Raw genomic sequence first — 22620 nt, 5'->3', positions numbered from 1 at the left:
TTCCGGTCATGACCCGCGCACCGCGTCCTGGTGACGTCGCGTCCGCAGCGGGACGCTGCTGTAGCCAGCGATGAAGTTGGAGGCCAGCGGCCGCGCGGCGGCGGCCACCTCCCACGACGGCATGAGGTCGAGGGCCTCTTCGAAGAACAGCCGCAGGGTGAGTCGGGCGACCGCGGCGCCCAGGCAGTAGTGCGGTCCGTAGCCGAAGGCGAGGTGCCGGTTGGGGGTTCGCCGCACGTCGAACGTCTCCGGTGTCGAGAAGACCTCCTCGTCCCGGTTGGCCGCGCCGATCCACACGGCGACCGCCTCACCGGCACCGACCGATCCGCCGCTGAGCTCGACGTCCTTGACGGCGTGGCGCAGGAAGCTGCTGGCCGCCGAGGTCCAGCGCAATCCCTCCTCGACCAGCGCCGGGATCCGGCTCCGGTCCTCGCGAACCATCCGGAGCTGCTCGGGCCGGGCAAGCAGCGCCAGCACCGTGCCGGAGATGGTGTGCGGCGTGGTCGCGTTCGCGCCGAGCAGCAGGCTGTAGCAGTTGACTGCGACTTCCTCCCGGGTGAGCCGCCGATCGCTGGCCCGCATCCCGATGAGCAGGCGGATCGCGTCGTCGCCCGCAGTGCCGGCGCGCCGGTCGGCCTCGCCGGCGAAGAAGGAGAACAACTCGTGATGCGCGATGGCAAGCGTGGCGTTCGCGTTCACCGTGCGGAAGGCGGGATCGTCCGGGGCGGCCGCCATGCTGGTCAGGCCGACCAGCCGGGACCAGTGCTCGGCGGAGATGTCCATCAGGTGGCCGGCGACAGCCATCGGGAGCAGGGCGGCCTCGTGGGCCAGATCCCACTGCGTGCCCGGCTCTGCGGCCGCGAGCAGCTCACCGACCGCCCGGCGCACAAGGTCTTCGGTGCGCGCCACCGCCCGTCCGGCGAACAGGCCCGCGAGGGGACGGCGGAGGTGGCCGTGCCACGGCGGATCCGTGGCCACCAGCATCTGCCCGGCCGCTGGGTCGTCGCGGCCGAGCTGGTTGAGCAGATTGCCGCGCAATGAGGTGAACTCCTCCGATTGCCCCAGCACCCGGCACGCGTCCGCATATCGGGTCACCGACCGGAAGGCTCGCCCATCGGGCAGCGTCTGACGGTGCAGGGGAGCGTGCCGGCGCATCTCGGCCCAGACCGGGTGCGGATCCCTCGTTGCGAAGAACGCCGGGTCGAAGAGGTTCACCTGGTCCAGATCGATGGTCCCGGCGAGCTCCATGGTCAACCTCGTCGCTCGGCGGCTGCGACTGCTCCGAATGCGCCAACCAGCAGGTCGAGCAGCGCCGTCGGCCCGGACAGGAACTCGTAGTGGCCGCCCGGCAACGTGGTGAAGGAGACGTCTGTCGCGTAGTCGGCCCATCCGGTCAACTCGGCCGCCCGCACCTCGACGTCGTCCGACCAGTGGAGAACGACGATGCCGGACGGAATCGTCACCGCCTCCGCGCGGTGGTAGACCCGGTTGGCGTCCAGGTCGCGGCGCAGCACGTCCATGGTGAGGTCCAGGTGCAGCGGGTGCGGCTCACCGCCGCGCCGACGGGTCAACGCGGCCAGTTCCGCGCGAAGCTCCGTCTCGTTCAGGTCCAGCCACCGGTCCCGAGGGCAGTGCTGCGGGCCGACCTGCGCTGACACGACGACCTGGACGGGCGTGGGCAGGCCCAGATCCGCCAGGAGCCGGGCCGTCTCGAAGGCCGGCAACGCCCCGGCGCAGTGTCCGAAGAAGATGAACGGCCGGTCCAGGTACGGTGGCAGGGCCTCGACCAACTCCTCGACCAGCCGCTCGTACGTCTCGTAGTGCGGCTCTCGGATCCGGTTTTCCCGGGCCGGAAACTGAATGGGGCACACCTCGACGCCGTCGATCGAGCGCGGCCACTTGTTGAACATGGACGCGCCGATGCCCGAGTACGGAAAGCAGAAGATCCGGCCGCGAGACTCCGGCACCGGCCGGCGCAGCAGCCATCGCGACGTCGAACCAGCGCTCATCTGCTCTCCCGCAGTTCGGCGTCGCGCGCCGCCGGGACGTCGTCCGGAGAGGCGGCCGGATCGGGAGCGAGGGTCGTCTCGTTGCTGACCGTCGGTTCCGGGGAGCCTTCGGCCCGGTCGGAGGTCGGGACGGACCGGATGTTGCGGACCGAGGGCAGCAGCAGGATGGCGAAGGCGGACAGCACGATCAGCGCGCCCGCGACGGCGAGCGTGGGTCCCACGCCGACGGCCTCGGCCACCGGACCGGCCGCCGCCATGCCGAGCGGTACGAACGCGAACGAGCCGAGCGCCTCGTAGGACATCACCCGTGACAGCGACTCCTTGGGGATGTGCTGCTGAAGTGTCGTGTCGATGGTGACCTCGAAGACGTCGATGCAGATGGCCGCCACGAAGGCGGCCGCCGCGATCAGCACCAGCGGTGCGGGGCCGGCCAGCAGGAACAGCGAGAGCGAGAAGCAGGCGGTCATCAGCGCCGCCACCCGCAGCGGGTAGCGCGGGCGGATGCGCATCGCGACGAAGGTGCCGGCCACGAAGCCGACGGCCTGGGCGGTGAGGATGGCACTCCATGCCGGCGCGCCCCCAAGTGACTGCTCGGCCACCACCGGGCCGAGCACGTAGAAGCTGCCGGCGAGCAGGATGTTGACGAAGGCGAGCTGCCCGACCATCGCCCAGACCCACTGTCGGGCGGTGAACTCGCGCCATCCTTCGATCAGTTGCGCGAGCATGGTCCGGCCCGGAGCGCTCGGCGCGGTGTGACGGGGTGCCCTGATGGACATCAGCACCAGCGCGGAGACCAGGAACGTGCCCGCGTCCACGGCGAGGGCCGGCCCGGGCCCGAACGCGGCGACCAACAGGCCCGCGAGCGCGGCGCCGATGATGCTTCCACCGCGCATCGAGAACTTGAGCAGCGCGTTGGCCGACTGCAGTGCGTCGGCAGGGACCAGCTGTGGCATGATCGACCGGGACGCGGGTTCGAATACCGCGGCGGCAGCGCCATTCAGGGCGGCCAGCACGGCCAGCGCGGGAAGGTTGGCGTGTCCCAGGATGACCAGCGAAGCGACCCCCGCCTGCATGATCGCGGCGGCGATGTCGGACCCGACCATCACGCGGTACTTGGGTAGACGGTCTGCGAGCACGCCGCCGAGGAGGACGAAGGCTACCTGCGTCACCGTGCGGGCGGCGAGAATCAGGCCGAGATCCGTGGCCGACCCGCCCGGCATGGCGAGCACGGCGAATGCCAGCGCCACCGGTGCGATGGCATTGCCGAGCAGCGAGATCGACCGCGCGGCGAGCAGAGTGGCGACGGTTCGGTCACGCAGGACGCTGAGGTTTCTAGGCACGGCTCTCCAGCGATCGAAATGGATGGTTCGTCGGGCCCCTCACGCTATCGTGGGCGTCGCGTGAAACCAGCCGACCGCTTCCCCGTGTCTACCGCCGGGCCGCCGCAGATCCATTCCGGTTCGTCTCGCTGGCGAGACGCCCGCCGTCAGCGCCCCTGCCACACGGGCTGTCGCCGCTCCAGGAAGGCCGTTGGACCCTCGACCGCGTCCGCGCTCGCCATCCGCCTGTCCTCCCAGTCGTAGCGGGCGGCGAACGCCTCCGCCAGCGGCCGGGCAGCCGAAGCGTACGCCATCTCCTTCGCCGCTCGGACGGCGAGCGGGGCGCAGCGCAGGATGTCGGCGACCCATTCGTCCACACAGTCGTCCAGCTCCGTGGCCGGCACCACGTCGTTCACCAGACCGTAGGCGAGGGCCTGGGCGGCGCTGATCCGCCGACCGGTAAGCACATGCCCCAGGGCCGCACGGAACGGCGCCTGGCGGGTCAGCCGGAACACCCCGCCGGCGCCCGCGACCAGCCCCAGCCGAGCCTCCGGCAGCCCGAAGTACGCGTGCTCCGCGGCGACCACGACGTCGCAGGCGAGCACCAGCTCGAAGCCACCGCCGAGGGCGAGGCCGTTGACCCGTGCCACGATCGGCTTCGACATGCGGAAGCGTTCGGTGAGCCGGGGATGGCCGGGCATCCCGTGGCTGCCGATCGACGAACGGACGGGTCCGCCGCGCAACCGCCTGCCGAGCTCGGTGAGATCCTGACCGGACGAGAAGGCTCGGTCGCCGGCGCCGGTGAGCACCGCGGCCCATACCTCGTCGTCGCTTTCCACCTCGTCCCAGATTTCCGCGAGTCGGGCATGGGTGGCGAGATCCAAGGCGTTGAGGACGTGCGGGCGGCTCAACGTTATTCGGGCGACGTGGTGTGATTTCTCGAGGTGCACGGTCGATTCGTTCATTGTCCGACACTAGCCCGCCTCGAGAAGGTCTATGTTGTTCGTGCGGCCGTACCATCGGTTGATGTCGGCGCTCTTCGTTCATTCCTGGCCGCGCAGGAGCGTCGCGTCGCGTCGGGGACAGTCGACTGTAGGGGGTGGTATGGGTATGGACCACAAGCCCCTGGAGAAATCATATTCCCATCGGTTCGTCGAACCGAGAATCGTGTCCGTCGGTACCGCGACGCCGCCAACCGGATACACCCAGATGGAAGTTCTCGACCATTATCGGATCACCGATCAAGGCATTCGATCGGTATTTCTGAACAGTCATATCGACCAGCGCTTCTTGTCCCTGCCGCTGCGGGAAGCGGGGGAGCGGCCGAGTGTCGAGAGCCAGTCCGAACTGCTCGCGAAGCATCGGGTCGAGGGCGTCCGCCTCGCGGCCGAGGCGCTCCATCGTTGCCTGGCTCCGATCAACGCCGCTCCGTCTGACGTGGATCTCCTCTGCTGTGTCACGTCGACCGGTTGGTTGACGCCGGGCCTCAGCGCCCTGCTGGTCCGAGACGTCGGCATGCGGCCGGACTGCGGCCGGCTGGACGTGGTCGGCATGGGGTGCAACGCAGGCCTGAACGGCTTGAACCCGGTGACGAACTGGGCGCGGGCCAACCCCGGCGGCCTGGCCGTGATGATCTGCGTCGAGGTGTGCTCGGCCGCCTATGTCTTCGACGGTGAGATGCGTTCCGCCGTGGTCAACAGCCTCTTCGGCGATGGTGCCGCCGCAGTTGCAGTGCGCTGCTCCGACAACGACACCGTTCCGGCCGTCACGGGCTACGCGCGGCACATCATCACCTCCGCCATGGACGCCATGCGGTACGACTGGGACGAGCGGCACGGCAAGTTCAGCTTCTTCCTCGACCCCGACGTTCCGTACGTGGTGGGCGCGCATGCCGAGCGGGTGGTCGACGCGCTGCTGTCCCGGGCCGCGCTGGGCCGCAGCGACATAGCACATTGGATCGTGCATCCAGGCGGCAAGAAGGTCATCGACGCCGTCCGGGTCAACCTCGAGCTGACCCACCACGACCTGCGGCACACCACCGAGGTGCTCCGCTCCTATGGCAACGTGTCGAGCTCGTCGTTCCTGTTCGCGTACCAGAACCTGGTCGACGAGGGCGCCGCCCGGCCGGGCGACCGGGCGGTCATGATGACCATGGGTCCCGGGTCGACGATCGAGTCGGCGTTGCTGACGTGGTAGCTCACTCGGGGGCCGTCGAAGTGGCGTGGGCGGACGTTAGTGGTCCGCTCGCCGCCGGGATCGCTGAGCTGGCCGCGCTGCCTCCGGTCGCGCGGCGGTCCGATCCGCAGCGAGCGGTTGCGGCCGCCGTCCATGAACGCTGTCGAGCCGTACGGGCCGCCTTCATGCGCGACCACGGCGACGACGTGCACGCGACTCTCACTGAGGACGGACGGCTGCCGATGCGGCTGGATGCCCTGCTCGACGCCGCAGCGGTACGGTTCCCCGGACTCGTTCCGGACCGGGCAGCCCTCGCGGCGGAGCGCTCCGCGCCGCAGCGCGCGAAGGAAGGCTGGGAGGTCGACCAGGGCATCTTCGCCTGGGGGTTGCTGCGCTCGACGCGTGCGGGCACGGCGGTGATCACCGACATGCTGCGCCCGACCGTGACGGCGGAGCGTCTGCTGTCCGAATTTCGCGGCGCCGATCGCCTCGATCTCGGGACCGTCACCATCGAGCGTCATGGGCCCGCCGCGCATGTGACGCTGGCAAACGGTGCGGTCCTCAACGCCGAGGACGACAGCCTGGTCGCCGATCTGGAGACCGCTGTCGATCTCGCGCTGCTCGACGATCGGATCGCGGTCGGCGTCCTGCGTGGCGGTGTGGTCTCCCATCCCAAGCACCGCGGTCGCCGGATCTTCTGCGCCGGCATCAACCTGACTCATCTGTACGAGGGAAAGATCTCGTTCGCCGACTTCCTGCTTCGCCGGGAGCTCGGCCCGCTCAACAAGATCATGCGGGGGATCGAGACCGGCTCCCCGGCCGGCCTGGGTGACCTCGGCGGCCGGCGGGAGAAGCCGTGGATCGCGGTCGTCGACGGGTTCGCGATCGGCGGGGGCATGCAGATGCTGCTCGTCGTCGACCACGTCATCGCGGACGAGGGCGTCTACTTCAGCCTTCCGGCGGTACGCGAAGGGATCGTCCCCGGGGTGGCCAATCTCCGGCTCAGCAGGCGACTCGGCCCGCGCGCCGCGCGCCAGGTCCTTCTCGGCGGCCGGCGCATCGACGCGGCGGAGGACGTCGCTCGGCAGATCTGCGATCAGGTCGTTCCGGCCGAGGCGATCGATCAGGCCGTCGACCGGGCGGTCGACGGCCTCCAGAGCAGCGCGGTGGTGGCCAACCGCCGGATGCTCCACCTGAGTGAGGAACCCCTGGACCGCTTCCGCGACTACCTGGCTGCGTTCTCGATCGAACAGGCGCAGCGGCTCTATCACGACGACGTCCTCGACACGATCGAACGACACTGGATCAAGCGGAACGAGGCGTCGACATGACGGTCTTGAAGGTGGACGACCTGCACCCGTCGGTGAGCGATCCGGTCCTCACGGCGATGAACTTCCTCAACGAGATCACGACTCGTTTTCCGGACGCGATCTCGTTCGCGCCTGGCGCTCCGTACGCTCCCTTCCTGACCGACGTGGACGTGGCCGCGTGCCTGCAGCGCTATCTGGACCACCGTGGTGTGCCGGTGGCGACGCTGCTGCGCTACGGGCCGGCGGCCGGCGAGATCAACGATCTGATCGCCGGCGCGCTCGCGGCGGAGGAGGGCATCCAGGTCCCGCCGGAGGCGATCGTCGTGACGGTCGGCTGCCAGGAGGCGCTGTTCGTCACGCTCCGGGCGATCATGGCCGCGCCGACCGACGTGCTGCTCGCGGTCGACCCCTGCTACGTCGGCCTGGCCGGTGCGGCAAGCGTGCTGGGCATCGACGTGGTCGGCGTGCCCGAGGCCGAAGACGGCGTGGAGGCCACCGACGTTGCCGCAGCCTGCGCTGCCGTACGTCGCTCAGGGCGGCGGCCCCGTGCCCTCTACCTCGTGCCCGACTTCGCCAACCCGTCGGGCAGCCGCCTCTCACTCGCCGCCCGCCACCGGCTGCTGGCGGTCGCGGAACAGGAGGATCTGCTCCTGCTTGAGGACAACCCGTACGGCTTCACCTCGGGCGACGACGCGCTGCCGGTGCTGAAGGCGCTGGACACCCGACAGCGGGTGGTCTACCTGGGCACCATGTCCAAGGTGTGCGCTCCGGGCGTACGCGTCGGTTATGCGGTAGCAGACCAGCGTGTCCTGACCGCGAGCGGTTCCGTCGGGCTGCTGGCGGACCGCCTCACCGGGATCAAGAGCATGATCACGGTGAACACGTCTCCGGTCGCACAGGCGATCGTCGGCGGGATGCTGCTTGCCGGCGAGGCCCTGCGGAGCCGGGAGCAGGCCGCGCACTACCGGGCCAACCTAGCGGTCCTGGTGGCCGAGTTGGCCGGGAACCTGCCCGCCGACGTGAGCTGGCGGGCACCCGACGGCGGTTTTTTCGTGACCATCCGACTGCCGTTTCCGGCAGGGCAGGAGTTGGTCGAGGTCTGTGCCCGCGAGTACGGCGTCCTTTACACCCCGATGGGGAACTTCTATCTCGCCGCGCCGGACGACAACCGGATCCGGCTGTCCTGCAGCAATCTCACCGCACCGGAGATCGTGACGGGGGTGGACCGGCTTTGCCAGTTCATCCGCGATCGCCGATGAGCGCCACGGTGCACAAAGCGGCGGACGAACCAACCGGACGGCGGAGCGGGGAGGACATCGTGCCGGAGATTCGTGTGACGGTAGCCAGCGGTCAGCCGGCGACGACGGAGCTGATCGCCGCGCTGACGGCCGCCTGTGCCGAGATCGAGACCAGCGGTGCCCAGGTCGCGCTGGTCCTGCGGATCGTCGGGGCACCTGCACACCTGGCCGACAGTCCGTCCTGGTCGAACATCCGCTCGGTGAACCGCTGGGAGCGGCTGCTCCGCCGGATCGAGCGGCTGGGCGTGCCGGTACTCGCCGTGGCAGACGGCGTCTGCACCGGCCCGGCGGCCGAGGCGCTCCTCGTCGCCGACCACCGCGTGGTCGCCGCGGATTTCGTCTTTCAGCTGGACGGCGACGACGCCGCGGCGTGGCCGTCCATGGCGATCCATCGGCTGGGTCAGCAGCTCGGCGTGGCCGCCGCCCGTCCCATGGTGTTGTTCCGGACGGCCGTGCACGCACGCGAGGCGGTGGCGGTCGGACTGGTCGACGAGGTCGCCGAGGACCTGGCCGCCGCCGAGCGCGCGGTTCTGGACGGCTGGTACAAGAGCGCCCTGACCGACGTCGGCATACGCCGGGCACTGCTGTTGGAGTCGGCCTGGGTTAGCCCGGAGGTCGCGCTGGGCGCGCACCTGGCGGCCTGTGACCGTACCCTGCGCCGGGCGGCTGGCGACGATCCGGCCGGCTCCCCGTCTCGCCCTGTGCCTCGGCGAGCTGCGGACCCAGAATCGATCTCGCCGCAGTGAAGGAGGCGTGCTGCCTGCGCTGCGCTCTGGCGTCGACGTGCACAGATCCCGGGTCTTCCTGAGGGTGCACCCTGGCGGTGCGCCCCTCGGGGTTTCGCCCAACCGGCCGAGATGAGCGGGTCGTCCGAGGCCGGGAAGCCGTCGACCGCCGGTCGTTGTGGGTCTGGGACGCAGTTGAGCCGGGACCGCGAGTCGGGTCGGGGCCAGAGGGTGCCCGAGCGGACGATCCAGTGCTGGGGGGTAGGAACAGCAAGCTGAGCGCGTTGATGGCCCCCTGGACCTCGGGTTGACCGCCGCGCTACGGGGATCCGGGGGTGCCGGGTCGCCCGGTTTTCCCTTGGCGGATCGTCGTCCAGGAACCGATGGTCGCCCTCCAACTCGACCAGCCCGGCCTGCCCGGTGGGGCGTCATCGTGACAGTAAGCACAATACGGGCTTCTAGGGCATCCTTCTGCGCGGCTGGGGGGGCGGATATGGAAGGAAGCCGATACTCCGCAGTGGATCGGCGTGCCCCTGACCGATGCCGCTGTTACGTTTCTCCCGTAAACCAGGGGTGGAGATCACCCTCCGAGGTTGAAGGCGATGCACGCACGGGGGTTTGTGTTGCCTGGGAACGGAGCTGGCAGCGCCCTGATCGGCCGTGACGTCGATCGACGCTGGCGGCCTCTGTCATCGGACGTCCGGTGGTGGTGGCCCTGTCCTTTCCAACGCACGTCCTCTGGTCTCTTCGGCCACCGGCAGGGTCGGCTTTGTTCAGTGAGCTGCGGTCTTCGCCCCGTTTCTATACCTACGGGGATTGGTGCTGGCTGATGACGGTACGCGACGGAATGAGGTATCGAGACGACGTCGGTGGGCGGACGGTGCGGCGGGTGGACCGTCGACCGGCGGCAGCTCCTCCGCAGCAGGTCGGGGCCGAGCGCCTGCCCGCATCCGACGACCAGTTGCCGGCGGCTATCGACCTCGCGACATCCACCAGACGAACCCGCCTCGACCTGCCCGACGCACTTCCGCTCGAGACGTGGTGTCAGATCGGCAGCCAAATTCTGCGGCTGTCAGACTCGTCCTCGTGGTGGATCGGCGACTGGCTGGTGTTCGGCCAGGAGAAGTACCGGGACCGCTACAAGCGGGCGATGGCCGAGACCCGACTCGACTACCAGACGCTGCGCAACTACGCCTGGGTCGCCAGGTGCTTCGCGCCTTCTCGTCGGAGGCCGGCGCTGACCTTCCAGCACCACATGGAGGTCGCCGCGTTGCCGGAGGAGGAACAGGACCACTGGCTCGACTTCGCCCAGCGCATGCACTGGTCTCGTAACGAGCTGCGCAAGCAGTTGCGGGCAAGTGTGGAGAACCACCACGAGTCGGAGGCGGAGAGCGTTCGCCTCCAGCTGCAGATCAGCCCCGAACGGATGGAGCGCTGGGAGACTGCCGCCGCCCAACACAACTGCACTCTGGCGGAGTGGATGGCCCGCGTGCTGGACCGCGCGGTGACGACGCCGTCGGATTCCGTGGCATGACCAGCCGTGGCCTGCGCGCAGCGGACCCGCAGGTCACGTGACGAGGCGTCGGCCCCGACCGGTCACGTAGGCCGGCCGGGGGCCGATGCCCTGCCCCGGCGGCTTATGGCAGGCGTGGTGCGAGGTCGTAGAAGCAGATCCTCGGGCCGGCTCCCGGGCGGCTGTAGATGCGCCGGCACTGCAACCGGGTCTTCTCGAAGACCGAGAGCCAGGCGGATCTGTCCCGGGGGAGTCCCTGCCCGGACAGCAGGTGCACGAGGAAGAAGTCGTCGTGGTTCTCGCTGTCCACATACAGCATCTCAGGCTCGCCGACCAGCAGGATCTTCTGCTCAGGCAGGACCGTCGCATAGGTGTCGAGGATGTCGACGACGGCCTGTTCGCCGTCGCGGAAGTGCTCGTGCAGCGCGCTGACCGAGCACAGCCCGTCCGCCGTGAACGCTGAGTCCGGCCAGGTCTCCGGCGCGAACCCGTCGGCCACGGCGAACTCGACCCGGCTGTCCACCCCCGCCCGCCGGGCCAGTTCCCGGGCAACCTCGACGGCCTCCGGCGAAATGTCGAGACCCACGCCCGTGAGGTCCTCGTCCCGCAGACAGGCGTCAACGAGCAACTGCCCGCCGCCGCAGCCGACGTCGAGGATGCGAGAGACGCCCCGACCGCGCATGGCCGCCAGCACCACGGGCGTGTGGAAGATGGCGAAGAGTTTGGCGCAGTGCTCGCCCAACGGGCCGCCGTTGCGGTCGACGTCCTTGCCGTAGGTCACCCGGCCGGCGAGCAGATCGCTCATGCGGCTGGTGACCGGACCGTACGCGCCGACGTAGATGCCGAGCCGGGCGAGCGACACGTCCGACGTCAGCAACTCTCCCAGGCGGGTCAGGAACACACCGCCCGGCCGCTCCTCCAGCACGCCTCGGATGACCAGGTACCGGAGGAACCCTGGGCCCATCCGCTCGTCGAGGTCGTCGAGCAGGCCGTCCTCCGGTCGATGCTGACCATTGTGAAGCCGGTCGAGCAGGCCCGTGTCCAGCATGGCGAAGACCGCCTGGCATAAGTGCATAGAGCTGATCAGTTGCGGCATCGTCGACAGGTGAAAATCCTGCCACGCTCGCAGTTGCTCCGCTTCGCGGAACTCCACCACCTGGATTGAATTGTCGGCCATGGCGTTGCCCCTTGTAGTCGTCCATAATGCACCCCGGCAGATAGTAATTGTGCACTGCGGTTGGTGACGGTTGTCGGACGAACGAGTCGACAATATGCGCGGGCGAGAAAATGTTGGCTCGCCAGGTAAGCTCCCGCGCTGCTCAGGAGGAGCCACAAGTGGCGGCTCGCTATGTCTCGCCAGCGAGACGATTGACTGCGGCGGGCGGCGCCGGAGTCGGCGTGTTCGGAGGGGAATTCCTCATCGACCGGTGTCTTATGATTCTCGTGCCGCTGGTGGAGCTGACATAGACCGCTTGCTGTGCGGCGGACGACACGAGGCGGTCGGTCGAAAGTCGCGGCGGTGGCATCGTCCGGCGGTCCTCCCCGGTGACGACAGATGGTGGTGACAGGTTGTTTCCGTCCCGACCCGAGTTGTTAGGCGATCTTGGTGCGGTTTCCTCGACGCATCCTGCGGCGTCGGCCGTGGGAATGGCGGTGCTGGAACGCGGTGGAAACGCATTCGACGCCGCGGTGGCAGCCGGTTTCGTCCTTCAGGTGGTGGAGCCGCACTACAACGGGCCCGGCGGCGATCTGTCGATCGTGCTGCATTCGGCCGTGACCGGCGAGACCACCGCGATCTGCGGCCAAGGGCCGGTGCCCGCCGCGGCGACGCTCGACCGCTTTCTGGCGCTGGGGCTCGGGCAGGTCCCGGGCTCGGGGTTGCTGCCCGCCACGGTGCCCGGCGCGTTCGGCGGCTGGATGCGGTTGCTGGCCGAGTTCGGGACGATGCGCCTGGCCGACGTGCTCAGCTACGCCATCGGCTACGCCGAACGCGGCTTTCCGTTGCTGGCCGAGACCGCCAACGCGATCGGCACGCTGGCCCCGCTGTTCCTCACCGAATGGACGGGTTCGGCGAGCACCTACCTCTCCGGTGAAAGGGCGCCGACCGCGGGGTCACGCTTCCGCAACCCCGCGCTCGCCCGGACCTACCGGCGGATCGTCGAGATCGCCGAGGCGGCGTCGCCGTCTCGTGAGTCGCAGATCGAGGCGGCCCACGAGGCCTTCTACCAGGGCTTCGTCGCTGAGGCCATCGACACCTTCGTGGCCCGGACAGAGGCCATCGATGCGACGGGTCGCCGCCACCGGGGCTTCCTGACCGGCCAGGATCTGGCGGACTGGCAGCCGCAGGTGGAGCCGGCGGCCGGCATCGACTACCGGGGCCACTCCGTCCACAAACCCGGACCCTGGTCCCAGGGGCCCGTCTTTCTGCAGCAGCTCGCGCTGCTGAAGGGTTTCGACGTCACCGGAATGGGACTGGGCAGCGCTGAGTACATCCACACCGTCGTCGAGTGCGCGAAGCTCGCGTTCGCCGACCGTGAAGCCTGGTACGGCGACCCGCTGCAGTCCGACGTCCCCCTCCAGACACTGCTCGGCGACGACTACAACCATGCGCGCCGGGAACTGGTCAACAAGGAGGCATCGGAGGCGCTGCGCCCGGGTTCACCGGATGGACGCGAACCCTGGATGCCGACGCCGGGACCGCCCGACCTGCAGCCTGACGCGGAAGACTGGATAGGCCAGCTCGGCAACGGCCTACCGACGATCCTGCCCAGGACCGCCGCCCGCGGGGACACCTGCACCGTGACAGTCACCGATCGGGCGGGCAACACCGTGGCCGCGACGCCCAGTGGAGGCTGGCTGAAGAGCTCGCCGGCGATCGCCGAGCTGGGCTTCCCGCTCGGCACTCGCGGCCAGACCATGTGGCTGGTTGACGGGCACCCCAACAGCGTGGCGCCGGGCCGGCGACCCAGGACCACCCTGAGTCCCACCGTCGTCCTTCGAGAGGGCAGGTCGTACGTGTCCTTCGGGACTCCTGGCGGAGATCGCCAGGACCAGTGGACATTGTTGTTCCTGCTGGGTGTCCTCGACTTCGGCCTGGACAGTCAGAGCGCCACGGAGACGCTCGCCTTTCATTCCGATGCCATCCCGGCCTCGTTCACCCCGCGCGAGTCGTACCCCCGCCGGCTGACTGTCGAGGGCGACTGCCCGCCCGAGGTCGTCGCCGAGTTGCAACGCCGCAACCACGAAGTCCAGCTGGTCGCCGAGAAGTCACTCGGCAAGGTCTGCGCCACCGGCCTCCGTCCGGACAACGGGTTCGTCTTTGCCAGCGCGAGCCCTCGCGGGCGCCAGGCGTATGCCGTCAGCCGGTGAGGTGACGGCGGCGCCGACGACGGAGTGCCCAAGCCAAAGGAGACAGTCTTGACCTCGACCAGACAGGATGCTGCCGTGACAGGCGCGACGGCAACGCCGCCCGCACCGCTGACCGGCGCCATCAACCACATCGGTGTGCAGACCGCCGACCTGGCCAACTCGATCGCCTGGTACGAGGACTTCCTGGGCTGCGCGGTGTCGTGGGAAATGAACCAGGGCTTCTCCGCGCTCAGCCAGCGCCGGCTGCCCGGCCTGTCCCACCTCGTCGAAGTGGCCGTCGCGGACATCCGGTTGCACCTGTTCACCCGCGACATCGACTCCGCCGGGCCGCCCGCGGCAGATGCCAACCAGTTCCAACACGTGTGTCTTCGGGTTGCCACCGAGGAGGAGCTGCGTCGCTGGCACCGGCACTGGTTCTCCCTCTACGAGTCCGGGCGCTACACGTTCGCCCGTCAGGAGCTGGCCAGCGAGATCGACATCGACGCGGACGGGATGCAGAGCTTCTACGCGTACGACGTCAACGGACTCGAGTACGAGTTCACCTACCTGCCGGACGGCGCCGATGGTGATGCATAGTTCGCCGGCCCTCGTCACACAGCTACCTCAAGAGGATCTGTGGGAGTACGGCGGCCACGCGTACGGCCTCGAACCTCTCGCGCTTCCCGCCCGGTGGCTGCCTCGGACGACATCGTTCGACCGCGCGAGCATCGCGGTCTGCCACGACCGTCTCCGCAACCTGTCGCCGGCCGCGTTGCGTGATCTGCGGCCCGTCGGTGACGACGAGATCGACCGCATGTTCTGGTTCCGATGGATCACCGGACACCAGGCGACGTTCCTGCTCTGGCAGGTGCTCGCCGCCATCCTGGACGACGCCGAGGCACCCGCCAGCTACGCCGAGAAGCTCGCGGCGCAGGCGCGACTGCTCGTCTGCGGGTACACGCTGATGCTCATCTACAGCAGCTCCCCGACCCGGGAGATCTACAACCGGGTGATCCGGGGGCCGATGGCCCGTCAGCACGTGAACCTCAGTGGTGCGTGGGCGCGGGACTACCTGCCCGTCCGGCAGCTCGTCCGCGGCAAGGTCAGCTTCGGCAGCGGGGTCGAGGCGGACGCCCTGCGCCGCGAGTGCGAGCTCAACGAGATTGTCCATCAGGGCATCGCTGACAAGGTCGTACCCTCGGGCGTCTCGCTGCTGCAGGGTCCGAAGCCCGCAGGTGGACGCTGGCGGATGCACCGCGACACGCTGCTGTGGCTGTACGACGGAATCTTCCTCACCAGCCGGACAGTCGTGTCCTACGAGCAGGTTGTCATCCAACTGGTGCGACGGCTGCACGCGATCGTCCTGGACGTCATGGTCAACGGCCTGTATCCGTCCTTCGCGTCCAGCCGGCACGAGGAACCGCCGAGCCTGCAGATCGGTGAGCTGATGGGGCGTAAGCAGGAGTTCACCGACACGCTGCTGGAGATTGTGCGCTTCGTCGGTGCGCTGGTCCCGGAGGAGCCGCAGCATCCTGCGGCGTCGTAGCCATTGGTTCTTCTAGGAAGAGGTTCCCTATGACCGCTCTCTCCCCGTACATGTCCCGCGATGCCCGATATTGCGCCGACACCTTCAACGGCGCGGTCGCCGCGGCCGCCCTGAGTGCGGCGTGGGACCTGGGGTTGCTCGACGAGCTTGCCCACAGCGACAGCATGGACGTTCGGCACTTCGCCACCCGCTCGAACGCGCACCTCGGCAGCCTCCGCGCCATCCTGGCGGCCCTTGCCAGCCGCGAGATCGTCGTGATGGACGCGGAGCGGACCACGGCCGCCCGAGGACCAGGGTTCGACGAGGCGTTCAAGAACAGGGGATTTTTCTACTGGCTCACGCGGGGTTGCGGTGAACTGTTCACCGACCTCACCGACCTGACGCTGAACGAGCCACGCGCCGACCGGGTCATGCACCGCGACTCCCGAGCCATCAGCGTGGCCTGCCGTTCCATCGCGCAGACGTTCTTCGACCCGCCGCTGCGCGAGCTGATCGACGGCCTGCCGTTCGGGACGGTCGCCGACCTGGGATGTGGCAGCTCCGACCGGATCATCATGCTGGCCCAGCAGCGGCCGTCGATCCGGGCGGTGGGCATCGACATCGCGCACGGTGCCCTGGCGGTGTCCAAGGAGGCGGTTGCCGAGGCGGAACTGGAAGACCGGATCACCCTGATCCGGGACGACGTCCTGAGCATGTCCCCGCGACCGGAGTACGAGGACATCGACCTGGTGACCTGCTTCCTGATGGGCCACGACTTCTGGCCACGCGACAACTGCGTGAGAACGTTACGTCGGCTCCGTGAGGTCTTTCCCAACGCGCGCAACCTGATCCTCGGTGACACGTGCCGTTCGACCCAGGTGCGGGGTTCGGAGATGCCGATGTTCACCGTCGGGTTCGAGACCGTGCACGCCGTCATGGATCAGTACCTACCCACCTTCGAGGAGTGGACCTCGGTCCTGGAGGAGAGCGGCTGGACCCGCGCCGACCAGCGGCTCATCGATCTGCCCGCGTTCAGCTTCATCGTCCGGTTGACTCCGGCGTGATCCTCGCCCGTCACCCGCCAGCGTGAGTCAAAGGAGCAGCATGCCCATCAGCGCCGAAACGCAGTCCAACTCGGTTCCGGCCGCCCGGGAGGATCTTCCCCTCTTCCGGCAGATCCCCGGCCACCACTCGCCCACACCGTTCTATCTGACTGCCGACATGTTTGGCGGGCTGCCGCTCGAGGTGGCCGGCGGGGAGATCAGCGAGCTGGTGGGAAAACCGGTGGCCGCGCCGCACACGCACGAGGTGCCCGAGATCTACCTGCTCATGTCCCCGACGCCGGGCGGCGCCGTTATCGACGTCGTCGCGGACGACAAGCACTACGTGCTCACCTCTCCGGCGACCTTCTTCATACCGGCGGGAACGGTGCACCACTTCGTCACTCGGGTGGCCCAGCCGGGGTCGTACTGCCTGGGTGTGCTGCTCACCGGGAGCGGCCCCGGTTCACCAGCCACCCGGCCCGAGGCGGGAGACCTCCTGGTGGACGATGGCGGCGAGTGACTCCGAATCGATCGGGCTGTCGCTCGGCTGTCGGCGCGGCCGCTGTATCCAGGTGACAAGTCGCACGAGGGCCTTCTGCGTCACTTTCCAGGTCGGCATGGCGGGTCTCCTGTCGTCGCGCGTGCTGACGGAAGGAATTCACTGATGTCAGTGTGGCGGGATTGCGGGGCAACCCGACCGACCAGGCGTGCCGGCGGCCGCCTGGTCGTGCCGCTGCTGTTGCGCGCCGCTGGGTCGTCGCGGGGCGACCTGACGGCCGGAGGACCGGCTGGCGATGGCGCGTATCACCCGTCCCGCCGGCGAGACGATGTCACAGGCGGTGGACATGCGGCAATGCGTCGCGCGAGATGCCCTCAAGTACATCCACCCGACCGGCGAAGACGCCGTTCTCGCGCGGCCAGTGCACGACGAGATGGTGGATTCCGATCTTCGCGTACCGTTCCGCCACGGCTACGAAGTGCTCGGTCGAGCGCAGCACCTCGCCGGTCATGTCCGTAGTGACCAGGATGCGTTCGACGGAGGCCGGGTCCCGCCCGGCGCGGTCGCAGGCGCGGTCGAGGCCATCGAGTTGCGCGACGACAGCGGCGTAGAACTCGTCCGGCGTGTACGACCGGGAGAAGTCAGCGGGGCCACTGGACACCCAGGCGTCCGCGTGGCGCGCGGCCAGGTCGAACCCGCGGGGCCCGGTCGCGGCGACGGCGATTGGCAGCCGGGGGGATTGGACGCAACCGGGGATCATGCGCGCCTGCACCGCTGAGAAGAAACGCCCCTCGTAGGTGGTGACCTCTCTGCGCAGCAACTCGTCGACGAGCTGCACGAACTCGCCGAATCGTGCCGTACGGTCGGCTGCCGAAAGGCTCGGGCCACCGACCACGCTCGCGTCGCCGGCTCCCGTCGAGCCCGCGCCGACGCCCAGCGTGAAGCGTCCTCCGGAGATGTCGTCGATGGTCATGGCGTCCTTGGCGGTCACCACAGGGTGCCGGAAGTTCGGTGACGTCACCAGCGTTCCGATCCGGATGCGACTCGTCGTGGCCGCGACGGCGGACAGCAGCGGCAGAGCTGAGAACCAGGCCTGGTCCCGAAGACTGCGCCACCACAGATGGTCGTAGGTCCATGCGGAGTCGAAATTCAGGCTCTCGGCCCCGTGCCACCGGGCAACGGATTCGCTCCATCGTTTCTCGGGCAGAATCATCACGCCAACATGCATATGAACCCCAAGGAAGAATCGGTGCGGTACTGCGACCGTCTAGGGAAAGTTAACCTCGGACGGCTCCCGGTGCTGGCGGCTTTCCGGCCGGAAAATTTGTCGTCGGCCGCCGGTAAGGTCGAAATCTCATTCCGGCGCTCGGAGGCGAACATGACAGTCGACGAAAGCCTCGCCCGATTCGATCGCCACCTTGTCACGGTGTCCACGGAGCCGGCGGTGACTGCTGCCCCGCCGGCGTTCGGCACGGTGTTCACCGATCACATGGTGACGGTCCGTTATCACGAGCAGAAGGGTTGGCACGACGCCCGTGTGGAACCATTCGGCCCCATTCCGATGTCGCCGGCCGCTGCGGTCCTGCACTACGGCCAGGAGATATTCGAGGGGTTGAAGGCCTACCGGAGCGCGGACGGGGACTGCCTGCTCTTCCGTCCCGAAGCCCATGCCCGCCGATTCCAGGAGTCCGCCCGCCGGCTCTCGATGCCCGTCGTGCCGGCCGGCCTGTTCCTACGGGCCATCGCCGAACTGCTCGAGGTCGACCGCGGGTGGCTACCGGGCGGGGTGGAGACCAGTCTCTACCTACGGCCCTATCTCGTGGCGACCGAAGCGTTCCTGGGCGTGCGCCCGGCCAGGGAGTACCTGTTCGCGGTGATCGCTACCCCCGTAGGCCCTGTCTCGCCCGGATCAAAGCCTCTGACGGTCTGGGCCTCAGAGACCTACAGCCGGGCAGGTGCTGGAGGCACCGGAGCCGCGAAGTGCGGCGGTAACTATGCCGGCGCCCACCTTGCCCAGGCTGAAGCCGCGCGGGCCGGGTGCGACCAGGTGGTCTTCCTCGACTCCGGGCACCACCAGTTCGTGGAGGAGATGGCTGGCATGAACCTGTTCTTCGGCTACGAAGGCCACCTCGTCACACCGACATTGACCGGCACGATCCTGCCCGGGGTGACCCGGGACTCGATCATCTGGCTCGCGCGTGATGCTGGTCTGGACGTCGTCGAGCGGCCGATCGCCCTGGCCGAGTGGCAGGCGGATGCGGCCTCGGGAAAGCTGCGTGAGGTGTTTGCCTGCGGCACCGCCGCAACGGTGGCCCAGATTGGCATGCTCCGTACGGCCGCCGGCGATTTTCCCGTCACCGCGCCCGGCCCGATGGGGGCGGCGTTGCGCGGGCGTCTGCTCGGAATTCAGTACGGCCGGCTGCCCGACCCGTGCGGCTGGACCCGCCGGATCGGACAACTCGCGGCGACATGAGCCTGACCGTTGCCAGTCCGTGGCCCCCACGCGAATGCGGGAATCACGCGCTTTCGTCGCGGCCAGGCTGGCCCACCGGCAAACGCTTCGTCTGACCCGGCAGCCCCGCGCCCGACGTCGTGCTCACCCTGTCTTGCGGTTCTGCCCGCCAAGGAGGCGGCGAATGGAGTGGAACATGGGGCGTTCTCCGCAGGGAAAATTGCCGGACGAGATCTTCGGCAAGGAATTGATCAGGTACGACTACCGACCTGAGCTCATTCCCTCGGCTGAGACAACCGATGTGGGTATGTGGCGGTACCGGGCGCTGCTGCCGATCGATGAGCAGCGTGTGCGCTTTCCGCTCCCGATCGGCGGTACCCCGCTGCGGGCCGCCGCGGCGCTCCGCTCCCGGCTGGGTCTGCCCCGCCTGTGGTTGAAGGATGAGACGGCCGGCGCCATCTCGTCGAACAAGGACCGCGCGACAGCACTCGTCCTCGAGATCGGACTGCGTAGCGGCGCCTCGACGATCACCACGTCGTCCACCGGCAACGCCGGCGTGGCGACGGCGTGGGGCGCCGCGACGGTCGGGCTCTCCGCCGCCATCTTCACACCCGCCGACTGTGATCCGGAGAAGGTGGCCGTCATGCGCGCGGCCGGCGCGCACGTTTTCCGGGTGGCGAGGGGCTACCGGGCTGCCTTCGACCTGTCCAGGGCGGCGGCCCGCGAGTTTGGATGGCTGGACCGGAACACCGGCGCCAACCCCGTGACGATAGAGGCTAAGAAGACGGTGGCCTTCGAGATCTGGGAACAGCTCGAACGGCACCTGCCTGACGTGGTCGTGGCTCCGGTCGGCGACGGTCCGACCCTGGTCGGGTTGGCAAAAGGTTTTCACGAGCTGCGGGCCTGCGGCATGACCTCCACCGTGCCCCGAATCATCGGAGTGCAGGCGGAGGGCTGCCAGCCTCTGGTCCGGCAGTGGCGGGGCCTGCCACCCCGCCCGCCGGAGACGGTTCGGACCATCGCGGACGGTATCCGGGTTCCGGTACCGGCCGTCGGTGAACAAGCCGTCCGAGCGGTCACCGACAGCGCGGGTGCGTTCGTCGCGGTGTCGGACGACGAGTTGCGCTCGGCGATGGCGTACCTCGCGAATGACGCGGCCACGGCGAGCGAGCCGGCGGGAGCCGCGGCTCTGGCCGGGGCGCGGCGTGCCATGTGGAAGTCGTTCGTGGACGCGGGGGAGACGGTGGTGGCGCTCGTCACCGGCAAGCCGTTCCACGGCGGCGCATTCAGCGGCCGGCCAGGGTCGGAGGCGCTGATCAGTGGCGACCTGGACGAGTTCCGCGAGGTCTGGCGACAGGTCCGGGCCCATCATCTCGAGCATTTCGTGCCCTGACCGAGGAGGCGCCATTCCTACCATCACCGCACCCCACGACCTGCTGGACTCGCACGTCTACCTCGACCTGAGCGGCTTCATCGGCAGGAACCTACAGTTCAAGTACGAGGGCTTCAACTTTGCCGGATCGATAAAGTTCCGGGCCGCGGTGGCGATGATCGCCGCGGCTGAGAAGGAGGGCTCACTCGGCCCGGACACCGTGCTGGTCGAGTCGTCTTCGGGCAACAGCGGGGTGGCCCTGGCCACCATTGCGGCTTCACGCGGCATCCCCTTCATCTGCATCACCGATCCCCGCTGCAACCCGGCGACCATCAAGCTCATGCGCGCGCTCGGCGCGGAGGTCCGGGTCGTCGACGAGGCCCACCCGGAGGCCGGCTACCTGCAGGCGAGACTCGACGCCGTCGCCGCCCTCTGCGCTAGCGACGACCGATATCTGTGGCTCAACCAGTACGCCAACCCGGCGAACTGGCTCATCCACTACGAGACAACTGCCCCCGAGATCTCCCGCCGGTATCCACGACTCGACGTACTCTTCGTCGGCGTTGGGACCGGTGGCACGGCGATGGGGTGCGCACGCTACTTCAGGGAGGCACGACGGCCGGTGCGGATCGTCGCCATCGACGCGGTGGGCTCGGTCAGCTTCGGCGCCCCGGCGGGCCAGCGCCTCCTCCCCGGCATCGGCGCGAGCGTCGCGCTACCCCTCATCGAGCCGAGCCTGCTGGACGATGTCGTCTACGTGGCGGAAGTCGATGCCGTGCGTCACTGCCGGGCGCTCGCCCGGCGGGGATTCGTGGTCGGCGGCTCCACCGGTTCGGTCCTGGCCGGGGCGCTGGACTGGCTCCGACGCAACGATCCAGGAAACAAGCTCACCTCGGTCGCCATCGCGCCCGACCTCGGGGAGCGGTATCTCGACAACGTCTACGACGACCACTGGGTGCGGGCGCACTACGGCAGTGCGGCGTTGGAGCCGGCGTCCTTCGAGGGCGGGACGGCGATCCGGTACTGGCACGCACGAAAGAGGACCCCGTGAGCGTTCACCGGCAGCCAACGTTCTCCCTGTCGGCGCCGCGGTCGCGAGAGAGGTGCTGAACGCCAACCCGAAGTGGATCGCGAGCTTCCCGGACAATCTCGCGCGGTCTGCCCCGGGCGTCAGCGGTCATCCTGCTCAATGACCGGGACACCGGATTCCCCGTGGCCTGCCTGCAGAGTTCGATCATCAGCGCGACCCGTACCGCGGCGTCCGCCGTTCTGGCGGTGACCCCGGTACCTGCAGCGGTACCTGACCTCGGACCGAGGGTGATTTTGGACAGCGTCAATGTGGTCGACGACCGGGATCACTGTCTACGCGAGAACACGTCGACGCATCTGGCAGACATGGAGACGCCCGGCGGTGCACCTCGCCCTGCTGTCGTTCTGCGAAGGGGGTACCTCGACCACCTGCCGGCCGTCCCCACTGTGGGGCGGTCTGGCCGAACCACCGTCGGGGTCATGAAAACGGCTCGACGAGCCACCGCCGGGGTCCGCAGCGTCAAACGGCCGCCATGTGGGGATGACGTGGGCCGACACCGCCCAGCACCCCGGCCGGCCGGCTCGGGGTACTGGGCGACCCGAGTGGGCCACGGCGTGGCCCACTGTCGCGGTCGGCACTCGCGTATGGCTGCTGCGCCCGTCAGGGGCATCACCCGGCGTCGTCACATGTGCTGCTCGGCCGCCAGAATGCGCTGCACCTCTTCCGGCGACAGTTTCGAGATCTCCTCGTAGATGAGATCCTCCACGGCTTTTGCGAGTTGGGTGATGGTGGGGTTTTCGAAGATGGTGCGTAGGGGCAGGGGTGTGTCGAATTCTTGGCGGATTCGGGTGGTGACTTGGGTGGCGAGTAGGGAGTGGCCGCCGAGGTGGAAGAAGTTGTCGGTGGTGCTGATGTGGGGGTTGTTGAGGATGGTGGTCCAGATGTGGTGGATGATTTTTTCGGTGTCGTTTTTGGGTGGGGTGTGGGTGGTGTTGTTGGGGG

The 22620-nt window shown here is 68.6% G+C and carries 21 protein-coding genes; 14 read left to right on the top strand and 7 right to left on the bottom strand.

The genetic code is table 11. The annotated features are described in order from the left end of the window. Positions 1-6: 6 nt before the first annotated feature. From FHG89_RS28555 to dpgD, 4 genes are all read right to left on the bottom strand, one after another. The gene (locus tag FHG89_RS28555) at positions 7-1248 is read right to left on the bottom strand and encodes a cytochrome P450 (RefSeq protein WP_139587505.1); all 1242 of its coding nucleotides are present in this window, start codon (positions 1246-1248) and stop codon (positions 7-9) included. A 2-nt stretch (positions 1249-1250) separates the two neighbouring features. Continuing rightward, positions 1251-2009, bottom strand: a complete 759-nt coding sequence (locus FHG89_RS28550) for a thioesterase II family protein (protein ID WP_139587504.1) — start codon at positions 2007-2009, stop codon at positions 1251-1253. After that, complete coding sequence (locus FHG89_RS28545) at positions 2006-3349, bottom strand: MFS transporter (RefSeq protein ID WP_167517547.1); 1344 nt, start codon at positions 3347-3349, stop codon at positions 2006-2008. The genes FHG89_RS28550 and FHG89_RS28545 overlap by 4 nt, the downstream gene beginning before the upstream one ends. 146 nt (positions 3350-3495) lie before the next feature. Beyond that, the gene (gene dpgD, locus FHG89_RS28540) at positions 3496-4293 is read right to left on the bottom strand and encodes an enoyl-CoA-hydratase DpgD (RefSeq protein ID WP_139587502.1); all 798 of its coding nucleotides are present in this window, start codon (positions 4291-4293) and stop codon (positions 3496-3498) included. 145 nt (positions 4294-4438) lie between these two features. Here dpgD and dpgA point away from each other — a divergent pair, with 145 nt between their 5' ends. The 5 genes from dpgA to FHG89_RS28515 all read left to right on the top strand — a co-directional run bounded on the left by dpgA (position 4439) and on the right by FHG89_RS28515 (position 10370). Then, positions 4439-5524 carry a 3,5-dihydroxyphenylacetyl-CoA synthase DpgA gene (dpgA, locus tag FHG89_RS28535; RefSeq protein ID WP_208761144.1) on the top strand — a complete coding sequence of 362 codons (1086 nt, stop codon included), beginning with the start codon at positions 4439-4441 and terminating at the stop codon, positions 5522-5524. Between the two features lie 164 nt (positions 5525-5688). After that, the gene (locus tag FHG89_RS28530; protein ID WP_208761143.1) at positions 5689-6834 is read left to right on the top strand and encodes an enoyl-CoA hydratase/isomerase family protein; all 1146 of its coding nucleotides are present in this window, start codon (positions 5689-5691) and stop codon (positions 6832-6834) included. After that, positions 6831-8072: an aminotransferase-like domain-containing protein gene (locus FHG89_RS28525; RefSeq protein WP_139587499.1), complete on the top strand. Its 1242-nt coding sequence runs from the start codon at positions 6831-6833 to the stop codon at positions 8070-8072. The genes FHG89_RS28530 and FHG89_RS28525 overlap by 4 nt, the downstream gene beginning before the upstream one ends. Positions 8073-8131: 59 nt before the next feature. Beyond that, positions 8132-8857, top strand: a complete 726-nt coding sequence (gene dpgB / locus FHG89_RS28520; RefSeq protein ID WP_167517546.1) for an enoyl-CoA-hydratase DpgB — start codon at positions 8132-8134, stop codon at positions 8855-8857. A gap of 868 nt (positions 8858-9725) precedes the next feature. Then, positions 9726-10370, top strand: a complete 645-nt coding sequence (locus FHG89_RS28515; RefSeq protein ID WP_280116093.1) for an LmbU family transcriptional regulator — start codon at positions 9726-9728, stop codon at positions 10368-10370. A 103-nt stretch (positions 10371-10473) separates the two neighbouring features. Here the strand turns inward: FHG89_RS28515 and FHG89_RS28510 are convergent, their stop codons facing one another. After that, positions 10474-11526, bottom strand: a complete 1053-nt coding sequence (locus FHG89_RS28510) for an SAM-dependent methyltransferase (protein ID WP_139587497.1) — start codon at positions 11524-11526, stop codon at positions 10474-10476. A gap of 470 nt (positions 11527-11996) precedes the next feature. On the opposite strand from FHG89_RS28510, the gene FHG89_RS28505 reads away from it, so the two are divergent. From FHG89_RS28505 to FHG89_RS28485, 5 genes are read left to right on the top strand one after another with little or no spacing between them, the layout of a single operon-like run. Then, the gene (locus FHG89_RS28505) at positions 11997-13718 is read left to right on the top strand and encodes a gamma-glutamyltransferase family protein (RefSeq protein ID WP_139587496.1); all 1722 of its coding nucleotides are present in this window, start codon (positions 11997-11999) and stop codon (positions 13716-13718) included. A gap of 48 nt (positions 13719-13766) precedes the next feature. Then, entirely contained in the window at positions 13767-14294 is a 528-nt protein-coding gene (locus tag FHG89_RS28500; RefSeq protein WP_208761142.1) for a VOC family protein, read from the top strand. After that, positions 14281-15243, top strand: a complete 963-nt coding sequence (locus FHG89_RS28495; protein ID WP_167517544.1) for an L-tyrosine 3-hydroxylase — start codon at positions 14281-14283, stop codon at positions 15241-15243. Before FHG89_RS28500 ends, FHG89_RS28495 begins: the two co-directional genes overlap by 14 nt. Before the next feature lie 29 nt (positions 15244-15272). Continuing rightward, on the top strand, positions 15273-16286 hold the full coding sequence (locus FHG89_RS28490; protein ID WP_139587494.1) for a class I SAM-dependent methyltransferase: 1014 nt from the start codon (positions 15273-15275) through the stop codon (positions 16284-16286). Positions 16287-16326: 40 nt separating this feature from the next. Further along, the gene (locus tag FHG89_RS28485; protein ID WP_139587493.1) at positions 16327-16785 is read left to right on the top strand and encodes a cupin domain-containing protein; all 459 of its coding nucleotides are present in this window, start codon (positions 16327-16329) and stop codon (positions 16783-16785) included. 310 nt (positions 16786-17095) lie between these two features. Here the strand turns inward: FHG89_RS28485 and FHG89_RS28480 are convergent, their stop codons facing one another. Next, positions 17096-17977 carry an LLM class flavin-dependent oxidoreductase gene (locus FHG89_RS28480; RefSeq protein ID WP_244295945.1) on the bottom strand — a complete coding sequence of 294 codons (882 nt, stop codon included), beginning with the start codon at positions 17975-17977 and terminating at the stop codon, positions 17096-17098. A 165-nt stretch (positions 17978-18142) separates the two neighbouring features. On the opposite strand from FHG89_RS28480, the gene FHG89_RS28475 reads away from it, so the two are divergent. From FHG89_RS28475 to FHG89_RS33435, 4 genes are all read left to right on the top strand, one after another. Then, positions 18143-19237, top strand: coding sequence for a branched-chain amino acid aminotransferase (locus tag FHG89_RS28475; protein ID WP_139587536.1), 1095 nt, complete (start codon positions 18143-18145; stop codon positions 19235-19237). A gap of 286 nt (positions 19238-19523) precedes the next feature. Continuing rightward, positions 19524-20609, top strand: coding sequence for a threonine synthase (locus FHG89_RS28470; RefSeq protein WP_208761141.1), 1086 nt, complete (start codon positions 19524-19526; stop codon positions 20607-20609). Then, the gene (gene sbnA / locus FHG89_RS34000) at positions 20536-21639 is read left to right on the top strand and encodes a 2,3-diaminopropionate biosynthesis protein SbnA (protein WP_244295942.1); all 1104 of its coding nucleotides are present in this window, start codon (positions 20536-20538) and stop codon (positions 21637-21639) included. The genes FHG89_RS28470 and sbnA overlap by 74 nt, the downstream gene beginning before the upstream one ends. A gap of 95 nt (positions 21640-21734) precedes the next feature. Continuing rightward, positions 21735-22370, top strand: a complete 636-nt coding sequence (locus FHG89_RS33435; RefSeq protein WP_341874279.1) for a hypothetical protein — start codon at positions 21735-21737, stop codon at positions 22368-22370. On the opposite strand, the gene FHG89_RS28455 is transcribed toward FHG89_RS33435, so the two are convergent. Next, the coding region (locus FHG89_RS28455; protein ID WP_139587490.1) for a phosphopantetheine-binding protein at positions 22301-22620 on the bottom strand (320 nt) is incomplete at its 5' end. The two genes, FHG89_RS33435 and FHG89_RS28455, sit on opposite strands and share 70 nt — an antisense overlap.

It is taken from the genome of Micromonospora orduensis (genome assembly GCF_006228125.1).
Taxonomy (GTDB): domain Bacteria; phylum Actinomycetota; class Actinomycetes; order Mycobacteriales; family Micromonosporaceae; genus Micromonospora; species Micromonospora orduensis.
Note: the sequence above shows the minus strand (reverse complement) of the source record. Positions and strands in the feature narration are given on the sequence as shown.